Consider the following 12,369-nt stretch of genomic DNA (forward strand, 5'->3'; position numbering starts at 1 on the left):
CCGCCTACGCCTGAGATGACATCAAAATGCATGGATGATATCCTAGGCTATTAAAACGATGTCTTACATCGATACTTGAGGTTAATTATGATAAAGTGTACTCGTAGAATTGAATTTGATGCAGGTCATAGAATTGTTGGACATGAGAATAAGTGTCAATTTCTACATGGTCATCGTTATGTCCTTGAAGTTACAGCGGGATCAAGTGTTACCGATAATCTTGGTATGATTGTAGATTTTGGTCACATGAAGTCAATAATACAAAAGTGGATAAATGATAATTTTGATCATAATCTTATATTACACCAAAATGATAGAGAAATGGGAGATAGAATATGTGACTGGACTGGTCAAAAAATATATTATATGCAACAAAATCCAACTGCAGAAAATATAGCATTATACCTAAAATTGAATATTTTACCAAAATTGTTTGCTAATAGTTCTTTTATTATTACAAAAGTCAAATTATTTGAAACACCTAATTGCTTTGTGGAGGTATAAGTGGTACAAAGATGTTGTATGATTTTAACTACAACCAATGACCAGCAGGTGGTAGACAAAATAACAACTAGCTTATTGGAAGAAAATCTAGCTGCTTGCATACAAGTAGATAATATAGTCAGCTATTTTAAATGGGAAGGCAAGATATCTTCTGTGCTAGAATATCGTATTGTGATAAAGGCTAAATCTGATAACTACAATACAATAGAAAAGGTGATTACTGATATACATAATTATGATCTTCCGCAAATAATAAAGCTCGACATTCAAGATGGGCTGTCTAGCTATTTAAATTGGGTAACTCAAAGTATCTAATTTAAGAGAGTGTTTATTAGAACTAAGATTTACCCAAACTATATAATCCACTGCTTCCTGAGTTTAAGTCAGCGATGTTATACTCTTCTGCTTTGAAGAATTGTTTTTTGAAAATATCATGGATTCGCATGCGTAACTATACTATATGTACTCCTAGCATGCTCACCATTCATTTTCAAATCCAATTCTTCAAATCATTTGAGTATATCTAGAATTCCAAAGTTGGTGTCATCCTGAACACAAGTGGACATTATCTTGAATTTATTTCAGGATGACGTCGGATCAAAACACTCTTTAAATTAATTAAGGAAAACAATGAAATTATGGAAAAAAGTTACCTTGGGATTAATCCTAGGTATAATGTTTGGTATATATTTTCCTGAATATGTATCTTATATAAAACCGGTAGGAGATATTTTTTTGCGTTTGATCAAAATGATTATTGCTCCTTTAATATTTTTTAGTTTAGTAGCAGGCATAACTAGTATGAGTGACCCTACTTCTCTTGGCAGAGTAGGAATAAAGGCTGTTGCTGCTTTTTTAGGAACTACTTTTTTTGCTGTAGTGTTTGGTCTTACAGTTGCTCTTGTATTAAAGCCAGGTCATGGTGTTCATATTAACTTTGATGTTGCCTCAAATATTTCACAAGAGAAATCCTTTAATATGATTGATTTTTTTGTGAATATTGTGCCTGATAATGTCGTAGGGGCTTTTGCCAATTCTAATGTTTTACAAATTGTATTCTTTGCAATATTTTCTGGACTTATACTAAATAAAATGGGAACTAGTGCTGCACCTGTTAAAGATTTATTTCATAGATTATCAAAAATGGTGTTAAAAATGATCTCAATGATCATTCAACTTTCTCCATATGGTGCATTTGCTTTAACGGCTTGGGTAGTCGGTACGCAAGGCTTTGATGTAATGATTAGTTTATCAAAATTAGTTGCTGCCGTAGTGATTGCCATGATATGTCAATATGGTATTTTTGGCATGCTAATTTATGTATTTTGTCGAATGTCACCATTACCTTTTTATAAAAAGAGTTTGGAATACCAAATACTTGCCTTTTCTACTTCTAGTAGTAAAGCAACGCTTGCTACAACTATGCAAGTTTGTCGTGAACGGCTAGGCATCTCTGAATCTAGTACTTCTTTCATATTGCCACTTGGGGCATCGATAAACATGGATGGGTTTGCTATAAATTTGGCTCTTACCACCATATTCTTTGCTCAAATGATGGGTATAGATTTAGCGGTGCATGATTATTTAGTCATTATTATTACCTCAACTCTTGGATCTATAGGTGGTGCTGGTATTCCAGGAGCCTCTTTAATAATGCTACCTATGGTTCTATCTTCAATCCATTTACCGATTGAAGGTGTTGCTATAATTGCTGGAATTGATAGGATATTAGATATGTTACGTACCACCATTAATATTACAGGTGATGCAACAATTACCTTGATTATTGATAACAGTGAAGGTACTTTAAACAAAGAAATATATAATTCAGTTTAGGTAATTAATTAAAATTCAAAGTAGAGGCAATGTATATGGTTAATTTGGATAATATAAGTTTTATTGAAGATTCACATGGTAAGAAGGCAGTGATTTTGTCTATAAAAGCTTATGAAGAAATTAAAGAAAGATTAGATGAATTAGAAGATATCAATGCTTACCAGCAGGTTAAAAGTAATATACAAGAAAATTTTCCTATTACTATTGCAGAAAGATTAATTGTAGGTAAAGAATCAAAAATTAAAATATTTAGAGAGTACCGCACACATACTCTAACTCAACTTGCTGAAAAGTTAAATATAAGTGCAGCATACTTGTCGCAGGTCGAAAATAGAAAACGCGAGGGTAATATAGATTTATATAAAAAAATATCTCAAGCATTAGATATAGATATTGATTTAAGTTAGTTATGAGGTTTATATGAAAGTTATTAATGTGAAAGAAGCACAGAATAATTTTGGTAATTTGATGAATAGTGCAATAAAAGCTCCAGTAGTTATTAACATGGTAAGCTATTTTCGATATTGATGTCTTATGAAGCATATGAGTATCTTAGTAAATTAGAAGATTTTTACTGGGTAGTATACTGTTCGTAAATGAAGAGTTGGTAGACGAAGGTCAACTTCAAGAAGAGCTAGGAGTGTCAAAGTCGAGCAGCGGAGCGTACATTAGTACGTGAGCAGCGGAGATCTTTAGACACGACGACGCCAATTCTTGAAGTTCATCGAGTATACAAGCTGAGCAAGCTAAGAAAAATGGTATGTTGACACAAAAGAAAACAGAAGAATTTTTAAGTAAGATATTAGAGGAGTAATGCTAAATATTAGCTTATCAAAAGATGCTAAAAATTAATAAAAAAATACATTTTTTGTATTAGTGAGCAACATAAAATATGATAAAAGAGAACATATGACAAATAATGGAATTAAAACTTTGGAAAATGTTGAATTAAAAATAGGTGATAAGTCTTTTAATTTACCAATAAAAAAAGCATCGATTGGTCAAGATGTTATTGATGTTAGCGGTATATATTCATTAACAGGCTATTTCACTTATGACCCTGGTTTTATGTCTACAGCAGCTTGTAAATCTGCAATGACGTACATAGATGGGGATCAAGGGATATTAAGACATCGGGGATATGATATTAAAACGTTAGCAGAAAAAAGTAATTTCTTAGAAGTCGCCTATTTACTGTTAAATGGTGAATTACCAACCACGAATCAGTATAAATCTTTTTCTCAGAAAATTACTAATCACTCTTTGGTTAATGAGCAGCTTAGAAGTTTATTTATGGCTTTCCGTCACTCAGCTCATCCTATGGCAATTATGTTGGCTGTGGTAGGATCTTTATCTGCATTTTATCCAAATTTTTTAAATGTAGAAGAAAATGAACGCGAGTTAGCTGCTATTAGAATGATTGCAAAAATGCCAACTATTGCAGCAATGGCATATAAATATTCAATAGGCCAGCCTTTTATATATCCTGATAATAGTTTAGATTTTACTGAGAATTTTCTCCATATGATGTTTGCGACGCCTTGTGAAAAATATAAGGTAAACCAAGTAGTAAAGAATGCCTTAGATAAAATATTTATTCTCCATGCTGACCATGAGCAAAATGCCTCCACTTCAACAGTACGTTTGGCCGGATCATCCGGTGCTAACCCGTTTGCCTGTATCAGTACTGGCATAGCGTCTTTATGGGGGCCAGCACATGGCGGAGCAAATGAGGCAGTAATTAATATGCTGAAAGAGATTGGGACAATAGACCGTATTCCACAATATATTGCAAGAGCAAAAGATAAAAATGATTCTTTCCGCTTAATGGGTTTTGGTCACCGAATCTATAAAAGTTATGATCCAAGAGCAGTTGTACTTAGAGAGACCTGCAAAGAAGTATTAGATGAATTAGGAGAAAATAATAACCCATTACTACAAATCGCTACTGAGCTTGAAAAAATTGCTCTCAATGATCAATATTTTATAGATCGTAAGCTTTATCCAAACGTTGATTTTTATTCTGGTATTATTTATCAAGCTATGGGGATACCATCACAGATGTTTACAGTGCTTTTTGCTATAGCAAGAACTGTTGGTTGGATGGGACAATGGAAAGAGATGCATGAAGATCCCGAACAAAAAATTAGCAGACCTCGGCAATTATATACTGGGTATGTACAAAGAGAATTTATTCCTTTTGATAAAAGATAATTATAGTAAAATCCTATATAGATAAAGCTAATCCGAGAAGGTTTAAGCATAGTACCTTTGTATCTTAAATATTGTCTTTAGTGAATAACTATAAGATACTTAAGAAAACTTAAGTAAGAAAGCTAGTATACAGAACAGATAGTACATTTCTTTATAATCGTCATCGCGAGGCATCTTTAGATGCCGTGGCGATCTAGGTAAACAGCGAAGCTGTTTTTTTAGAGTAACGCTTCGTGTATCCTAGATTGCCGCGTCGCCGCTTTTTCGCGACTCCTCGCAATGACGTATTTTTTATGTTAAATTAATATTTTGCTAAAAACATAATTTTAATCCTTTAAAATCATGTTTTTAGCTTTAGAAAGGTTTAAAATGCATTCGCGTTAGCCGCTTTAAGAATGCATTTTTCCTTATAAGCAAAATTAGGGTAATACTTCACTGTTAATTGTTGAATTGCTGAAGCTACCCTTGATTTTTTGTTACTTTTCCAGTAGTCTATTATATTAAATATAATAATAAATATCAAGTTTGTGCAAAAAGTGAAAGCCACTACTATAGAACCTAGGCTCTATAGTTGCACTCATTGTAAAATAATTCCCTACTTCAAGAGTTGTGAAAACAACTATTGAAGTAGGAGAGGTATACTAGTCAGTTTATGTCAAATACTAATGATTATGATAAGGCAACTCGTAGGGATTTTATAACCTTAACTGCCAGCAGTATGGTTGTGGTTGGAGCTGCATGTGCTACCTACCCTCTTGTTGATTCATTCAACCCTTCAGCGGATGTTCTTGCCCTATCTTCAATAGAAGTGGATTTATCTCACATACAACCAGGTCAAACTCTTACTGTTAAATGGCAAGGTAAACCGGTTTTTATTACTAACAGGACTCTAGAAAAAATTGCTGAAGCAAGAAATGTAAACCTTTCCGAGTTAATAGATCCTGAACTTGATCAAGTACGAGTTAAAGCTGGACATGATAAATGGTTAGTAACTATCGGCATTTGTACACATTTAGGTTGTGTACCACTTGCAAACCAAGGAGATTATGATGGTTGGTTTTGTCCATGCCACGGCTCTCAATACGACTCATCTGGTCGCGTTCGTAAAGGACCAGCTCCTTTAAATTTGGCTGTCCCACCATATGAGTTTATTTCCGATACAAAAATTAAAATCGGATAGTTATTTATGAATGAAACTAATGATCCTAAAAAATCAAACCCCGTTATAGAATGGATAGACTATAGACTACCTGTTTTCTCGTTCCTTAAACATTTGGGAGAATACCAAACACCCAAAAATTTAAGTTACCTATGGAACTTAGGGTCAATAGCTGGTATCGCTTTAGTAATTCAGATAATCACTGGCATTATTTTAGCTATGCATTACACTCCTCATGTTGATTACGCCTTTGAGAGTGTTGAAAAAATTATGCGTAATGTCAATTACGGCTGGTTAATACGTTATATACACTCAGTTGGAGCATCAATGTTTTTTGCTGCAGTTTATCTACATATCTGTAGAGGATTATATTATGGCTCATACAAAAAACCTAGAGAGTTGTTGTGGCATATAGGCATAATAATTTTTCTTACTATGATGGCTACTGCTTTCATGGGATATGTACTACCTTGGGGACAAATGAGTTACTGGGGAGCAACTGTAATCACCAATTTATTCTCAGCTATACCTATTATTGGCAAATCAATAGTTACTTGGCTTTGGGGGGGTTTTTCAGTTGATAACCCTACACTTAACAGATTTTTTGCTTTACATTATTTATTGCCATTTATTATAGTAGCTTTAGTACTACTCCATTTAGTAGCACTACATATTCATGGATCAAATAACCCTAAAGGGATCGATGTTAAGTCATCTAAAGATACTATTCCTTTTCACCCGTATTATACGGTAAAAGACTTCGTTGGATTCGGTGTTTACTTTTTAATATTTGCCTTTTTTGTCTTTTACCAACCAAATTATCTAGGGCATCCTGACAATTACATACCAGCTAATCCTTTGGTTACTCCAGCTCATATAGTTCCCGAATGGTATTTTCTGCCATTTTATGCCATTTTACGTGCAGTACCGTCAAAGCTAGGTGGCGTAATATTAATGTTCTCTAGTATTTTGTTATTATTTGTTTTACCTTGGCTTGACAGTTCAAAAGTTAGGAGTAGCAATTATAGACCAATGTTCCGCATAGCTTTTTGGCTGTTCATATTTGACTGCTTGACACTTGGGTATCTTGGAGGACAACCAGCAGAAGAACCTTACATTACCTTAAGCCGGTTTGCTGCTACTTATTATTTCTTTCATTTTTTAATTGCAGTACCCCTAATTAGCAAATATGAAAAAACTCTGCCATTACCGGATTCTATATGAAAGACAACAAAGTTATACAAAGGTATTTTATACAGGGGCATATGATATTTAAACCAATATTTAATGGTCTTTCAGGATATCTTTCTTGGATTCCCGCTGTAGCTCGGATGACGTTTTTTCTGTCATGGAGAAACTCTATTATTTGTCTATTCATATTATTACTATCAAACATCTCTATCGCAAACGAAGCACTACCTACAAAAAAGATTGCTTGGCCATTTGATGGAGTTTTTGCAACTGTTGATAGGAAAGCTGCGCAACGTGGCTTCCAAGTATATAAAGAAGTATGCAGTAGCTGTCATGGTCTTTATAATTTATATTATCGTAATCTTAAAGATCTAGGATTTTCAGATGAAGAAATTAAAGAAATAGCCAAAAATTATACTGTACAAGATGGTCCAAATGATGCAGGAGAAATGTTTGAAAGACCGGCTCTACCCTCTGATCCATTTGTTCGTCCCTACCCTAACGAACAAGCAGCAAGAGCTGCCAATAATGGAGCAGATCCGCCTGATTTATCGTTGATTATCAAAGCAAGACCTGATGGAGCAAATTATTTATATTCTATACTTACTGGTTATACTGATCCTCCTGAAAATTTTAAACTAATGCCAGGATTAAATTACAACCCATATTTTCCACATAGTCAGATTGCCATGCCAGCTCCCTTGTCAGATGGACAAGTAAAGTATATAGACGGAACAAACTCATCAGTCGAACAAATGGCTATGGATGTTACGATATTTTTACAATGGGCTGCTGAACCTGAAATGGAAAACCGTAAATCCATGGGTTTAAAAGTGATGATGTTCTTAGTAATTTTTATAATTTTCTTCTATATCTCTAAAAATAGAATTTGGAAGAATCTAGAAACAGAAGAGCATAAATGAAGAGTATAAATATAACACTAGTAAATGAAGAGTTGATAGAATCAACATTATGATAGTAGCAGGAGTCGAAGGGTCGAGGTACACAACTGTTGAAAGTTAAAACCGTCTATTAGCGAGGAGGCACAAAGTGCCGACGTGGCAATCTTGTGAAGAAGAGCTTAAATTATCTCGAAGCCGCCTAACAAAGGCAGATATTATTTCATGAGATTGCCACGTCGGCGATTTCATCGCCTCCTCGCAATGACGGAGTAATACTATTCGGGTTAGCTATAATTTGTTATAACGTTTGTACTATACAGATAAATTACTGTACTGAACAATATTAATAACAATAGCAGAAAAAATCCTAGCACTAAGAATATTGAATTAAAATATTGCCACAATAACATACAAAAAAATGGTGTTGTTGACGAAAATATCATGCCACCAAGTGAATGCGATATGCTACACATTCTAGCCCTAATATTAGTAATGAATAGAGATTGGACAATAACTTGTAATGGTACTACATAAAATGGAGCAAGGGCTATAAGAATGATGGGGAAGTAAATCACAAAGATTTCTTTATATAATAGAAACTGTACAATAATTATAACTAACAAACTTAATGATAACGATGTAATAATTTGTTTTTTAGGATAAATCCTATCAGCTAAAAAACCAGAAAACACTGACATAATAGCATAAATGGTTATTAAGACTATATTGATAATTTGAGCTTGATTGCTATTCATAAGCAACGCACTTTTTGCTGCAAAGACTCCCCAAAAAATAATTAAAAAATGGTAAATACCTCCTATGCAACCACTTATTAATATTGCTATGATAAATCTGCCAAATGAATTTTTTATAATCTTTCCTAAATCAAAAAAGTTGTAATATATAGATTTATGATCCTTTTTAGACTTTAAAAACTCTTCACTTTCACGAAAATAGTGCCTTAGACTTATGATAAATAAACCAAAAATTCCACCAATAATAAAATTGACCCGCCATAAATGAGACATTTGTTCAAACTTTGTCGAAAAATGATAAATTGTTGCAGCAAGCAATGCCCCAACCTGAGTACAAAATGACACGATACCATAAGTATAATTTTTGTGCCTCATACCCACCTTTTCTACAACATAAATTTTTATTGCATCGCTCTCCCCTGCCAAACTCATTAAAAATGTCATACGACAAAATATTAAAATTATTGTAGCATACATACCAATTTTATCAAAATTAGGGGTTAATCCTATAAGAATTGTAGAGATAGTAGCCAAAAATACTGAGATTTTAACTGATACAATTCTACCATATTTATCACTGATAAAACCAAAAATGATCGAGCCTATGGGACGAGCTATTACAGCTATGCTGAATATAGCAAAAAATAATAATATCTGCCTATCATTTGATCCTAGAGGTAAAAAATTCTTGGATAGAGCTGCTGCCGAGAGACCAAAAAGAGCATAATCATAATAACGCACGATTGTCGTAAAAAAAGCAATTAGGAATGCCGGTCTTGTCATACATCTATATCTATTATGTTTTTCATGGTATACTCTTCACCGCCCATATGGTAACTAAAGTAATCATTGCAATATAAACTCCTATGGCTATAGAAGAGCCAGTAAAATGCCAAAGAGCTATGCACACTGCAGGGGTAGATCGTCCAAATATTGAAGTACCTAAAGCATCACCAATACTAACTAGCATATATTTATCTGAACTACGGAATAAGCTATTAAGCCAATAATTTAGTGGACATGCAAAAGTTACCCCTAAGGTAATAATCCATAAACGAACAAAATTAATATACCATACAGAAGCATCAGTAATATATAACCATAATGGTACTATGCTAATAAATAGAATGCTAGTGCTTACGATCATTACATCCACAGGGCGATATTTTTTAATAAAATGCCCTACTAATGGAATCATTGCTACATCTATGATTAATAAAATAGTATTAACACTCATCATCGCCTCCAAAGATATAGAAGTGATAAGAGGTATAAAACTATTCATCACGACAAAAGGTATGACATATGTCATATAGGAAAAACCACTAACTATAGATACACGTAGAATATTGCACTTATTATTCAATATCACATTTGATGTAGAGGATTTCTGTTCTATTGCTCTTTGAGACGTATTAGAATAACGTCTAAGATAAATCCCGACAATCCCTGTACTCCCTCCTAATATAAAACATAAACGCCAATATTCATGGTGATTAGAACTAATTAGAATGTTACTTATAAAAGAGGCAATAATAATGCCAAACATTGTTGATAACTCGTATAGATAAGATGCTTTCACTCCTTGAATCTGCGTCTTATTTTCTACAATATATAATTTGGCAATACAGTGTTCTCCTTCGCCAAAAATTGCTAACATCATTCGAATAATGAGCAACATCAATGGTGAAAACCAGCCAATCATTTGATAAGTTGGTATAAATCCTATTGACATAGTAGTAATAGCAACACCTATTAATGAATAGGATAGAGCTAGAGTTGGCCCTCGTTTTTTGACAATTATACTGAAAATTATCGAGCCAACTGGTCTAGTAATGATTGAAGTTGTTAGCACACTATAGGTTAAGATTAAAGCAACTATAGGATCATCTTTGGGAAAAAAGATCATTGATAAAACTGGAGCAAGAAAACTATAAATAGCCGTATCAAAATGATCTAGAGCATTACCTATTAGAATTGATATATCTTTTTTTTGCATAAGAAACCCTAAATTTCTTGTTAACAAACTATCTACTAGCTTTACATGGGCTACTACTTTATACTACTATGATTTCAAGAGTTGGTACTCGATAATCAAGTTTTTCCTTAACCGTCATTGCGAGGAGGCGATGGAATCGCCGACGCGGCAATCTTGTGAAGTAGGGACAAGTATTACTTCAAAAGATTGCCACGTCGCTGCTGTCGCAGCTCCTCGCAATGACGATTTTGGTGTCTGTAGGTGCATCGCGATGATGATTACACAAAAAATGTACTATGGGTAAACATACACATAAAAACTAATTAGGCTATATTTAAATTGCAAAAATTATTTGACTATTTAAAAATTACCTCTCAGATTGAACCTAAAATTTTATGTTGCGACTCTAGACTAGTTAAATCAACTAGTCTATTCTTCGCCATTAAAGGAGCAAGTTCGGATGGTAATAAGTTTATTGATGATGTAATAAACAAAGGAGTGAAATTCATTGTTACCGATGATGCTGCAAGTTTGAAAAACCCTAACATTATCGCTAATGGTGTACATATAACGCTTGTGAGTGATGCACGGGTGGCACTGAGCCAAGCTGCTAATATTCTTTACCCTTTATTACCACAATATATGGTAGCTGCTACTGGTACTAACGGTAAAACCTCGGTAGTATCCTATTGCAGACAGCTATACACATTGCTAGGAGTACCCAGCTGTTCTATTGGTACTATCGGTATAGAATGTCCTGAGAATTTGGATTTAACAACCATCCAAGAGATTTCAGATAAGTTTCCTGCCCTCACTACCCTTGATCCTGTAACTTTCAGACATATTTTACATAATCTAGCTGAGAATAATATAAGATATGTAGCTTTTGAGGCTTCCAGCCATGGTCTAGATCAAGAAAGATTACATGGTCTAAAAGTAGATGCTGCCTGCTTTACTAGTTTTAGTCAAGATCATCTTGACTATCATAAAAATATGGATAATTATCTTTTAGCCAAGCTAAAATTATTTACAGATAATTTATCGCAGGCAGGAGTTGCTGTATTAAACTCGGAAATAGAACAATTAGATTATATCAAAAGTTATTTACAGGATCGTAATATAAAATTTTTAACCGTTGGTATGAATGGTGATCTGAAAATTATCGACAGCACAATTTGTAGTTATAACGGGCAGAAATATAATTTTACTACCGATATAGTTGGTAGTTTTCAAGCAACCAATTTACTAATTGCCGTTATGATGGTGCATTTGACTGGCTTTCCTTTTGAACAAGTCATATCGAAATTACCACAAATTAAAGCAGTTAAAGGACGTTTAGAGAGAGTAGCTAATAGCAATATTTTTATTGACTACGCTCACACTCCAGATGCCTTAGAAAAAAGCTTGCTAGAACTAAAAAAAATAAAATCAGAAATATACTCAAATAGGGGATCATTAAAAGTAATTTTTGGCTGTGGGGGGAATAGAGATAGTGGTAAAAGAGCATTAATGGGGCAAGTTGCTGCAAAAATTGCAGATAGAGTTATTATCACTGACGATAATCCGAGGAATGAAGACCCAAAATTCATACGGCAGCAAATTATACAAGGTATTATATCTATCACTAATAGATATATAGAAATAAATAATAGAAAAATTGCAATTACTGAAACAATAAATAATTTACAAGAAGATGATATTTTGCTGATTGCCGGCAAAGGTCACGAAAATTATCAAATAATCGGTAATAAAAAACTACCATTTAGCGACTTCGATATAGCCAAAGAAGCTCTACAAAGTAGAAAAAGATTTTGAATTAAAAAATATCAA

11 protein-coding genes are annotated in these 12,369 nt (G+C 33.6%); 9 read left to right on the forward strand and 2 right to left on the reverse strand.

Annotated features, from left to right (window positions below; all coding sequences use genetic code 11):
* The first annotated feature begins 87 nt into the window (after positions 1-87).
* The 8 genes from ACFEL1_RS07915 (at position 88) to ACFEL1_RS07950 (ending at position 7,827) form a co-directional block, all read left to right on the forward strand.
* Positions 88-504, forward strand: coding sequence for a 6-pyruvoyl trahydropterin synthase family protein (locus ACFEL1_RS07915; RefSeq protein WP_342278694.1), 417 nt, complete (start codon positions 88-90; stop codon positions 502-504).
* A gap of 18 nt (positions 505-522) precedes the next feature.
* The gene (cutA, locus tag ACFEL1_RS07920; protein WP_341755864.1) at positions 523-819 is read left to right on the forward strand and encodes a divalent-cation tolerance protein CutA; all 297 of its coding nucleotides are present in this window, start codon (positions 523-525) and stop codon (positions 817-819) included.
* A 315-nt stretch (positions 820-1,134) separates the two neighbouring features.
* On the forward strand, positions 1,135-2,340 hold the full coding sequence (locus ACFEL1_RS07925; protein WP_342278693.1) for a dicarboxylate/amino acid:cation symporter: 1,206 nt from the start codon (positions 1,135-1,137) through the stop codon (positions 2,338-2,340).
* Between the two features lie 35 nt (positions 2,341-2,375).
* The gene (locus ACFEL1_RS07930) at positions 2,376-2,747 is read left to right on the forward strand and encodes a helix-turn-helix transcriptional regulator (RefSeq protein WP_341761251.1); all 372 of its coding nucleotides are present in this window, start codon (positions 2,376-2,378) and stop codon (positions 2,745-2,747) included.
* Between the two features lie 502 nt (positions 2,748-3,249).
* Positions 3,250-4,554 (forward strand): citrate synthase, encoded by a 1,305-nt coding sequence (locus tag ACFEL1_RS07935; RefSeq protein WP_342278692.1) that lies wholly within the window; start codon positions 3,250-3,252, stop codon positions 4,552-4,554.
* 652 nt (positions 4,555-5,206) lie between these two features.
* Positions 5,207-5,734 carry a ubiquinol-cytochrome c reductase iron-sulfur subunit gene (petA, locus tag ACFEL1_RS07940; RefSeq protein WP_342278691.1) on the forward strand — a complete coding sequence of 176 codons (528 nt, stop codon included), beginning with the start codon at positions 5,207-5,209 and terminating at the stop codon, positions 5,732-5,734.
* 6 nt (positions 5,735-5,740) lie between these two features.
* Positions 5,741-6,937, forward strand: coding sequence for a cytochrome b (locus ACFEL1_RS07945; protein ID WP_341761248.1), 1,197 nt, complete (start codon positions 5,741-5,743; stop codon positions 6,935-6,937).
* 107 nt (positions 6,938-7,044) lie between these two features.
* Positions 7,045-7,827, forward strand: coding sequence for a cytochrome c1 (locus tag ACFEL1_RS07950; protein WP_375331573.1), 783 nt, complete (start codon positions 7,045-7,047; stop codon positions 7,825-7,827).
* Between the two features lie 263 nt (positions 7,828-8,090).
* Here the strand turns inward: ACFEL1_RS07950 and ACFEL1_RS07955 are convergent, their stop codons facing one another.
* Both ACFEL1_RS07955 and ACFEL1_RS07960 read right to left on the reverse strand, forming a co-directional pair.
* Positions 8,091-9,344 (reverse strand): MFS transporter, encoded by a 1,254-nt coding sequence (locus ACFEL1_RS07955; protein WP_375330998.1) that lies wholly within the window; start codon positions 9,342-9,344, stop codon positions 8,091-8,093.
* A 22-nt stretch (positions 9,345-9,366) separates the two neighbouring features.
* On the reverse strand, positions 9,367-10,560 hold the full coding sequence (locus ACFEL1_RS07960; protein WP_375330999.1) for an MFS transporter: 1,194 nt from the start codon (positions 10,558-10,560) through the stop codon (positions 9,367-9,369).
* Between the two features lie 318 nt (positions 10,561-10,878).
* Between ACFEL1_RS07960 and ACFEL1_RS07965 the strand changes: the two genes are divergently transcribed.
* On the forward strand, positions 10,879-12,354 hold the full coding sequence (locus ACFEL1_RS07965; protein ID WP_410521688.1) for a UDP-N-acetylmuramoyl-L-alanyl-D-glutamate--2,6-diaminopimelate ligase: 1,476 nt from the start codon (positions 10,879-10,881) through the stop codon (positions 12,352-12,354).
* Positions 12,355-12,369: the final 15 nt, after the last annotated feature.

The sequence above is a fragment of the Candidatus Tisiphia endosymbiont of Oplodontha viridula genome (genome assembly GCF_964264865.1).
Taxonomy (GTDB): Bacteria; Pseudomonadota; Alphaproteobacteria; order Rickettsiales; family Rickettsiaceae; genus Tisiphia.

Coding starts and splice junctions, on each gene's coding strand:
- ACFEL1_RS07915 (WP_342278694.1), top strand. CDS start 88: ATGATAAAGTGTACTCGTAGAATTGAATTTGATGCAGGTCATAGAATT.
- cutA (WP_341755864.1), top strand. CDS start 523: ATGATTTTAACTACAACCAATGACCAGCAGGTGGTAGACAAAATAACA.
- ACFEL1_RS07925 (WP_342278693.1), top strand. CDS start 1,135: ATGAAATTATGGAAAAAAGTTACCTTGGGATTAATCCTAGGTATAATG.
- ACFEL1_RS07930 (WP_341761251.1), top strand. CDS start 2,376: ATGGTTAATTTGGATAATATAAGTTTTATTGAAGATTCACATGGTAAG.
- ACFEL1_RS07935 (WP_342278692.1), top strand. CDS start 3,250: ATGACAAATAATGGAATTAAAACTTTGGAAAATGTTGAATTAAAAATA.
- petA (WP_342278691.1), top strand. CDS start 5,207: ATGTCAAATACTAATGATTATGATAAGGCAACTCGTAGGGATTTTATA.
- ACFEL1_RS07945 (WP_341761248.1), top strand. CDS start 5,741: ATGAATGAAACTAATGATCCTAAAAAATCAAACCCCGTTATAGAATGG.
- ACFEL1_RS07950 (WP_375331573.1), top strand. CDS start 7,045: ATGACGTTTTTTCTGTCATGGAGAAACTCTATTATTTGTCTATTCATA.
- ACFEL1_RS07955 (WP_375330998.1), bottom strand. CDS start 9,344: ATGACAAGACCGGCATTCCTAATTGCTTTTTTTACGACAATCGTGCGT.
- ACFEL1_RS07960 (WP_375330999.1), bottom strand. CDS start 10,560: ATGCAAAAAAAAGATATATCAATTCTAATAGGTAATGCTCTAGATCAT.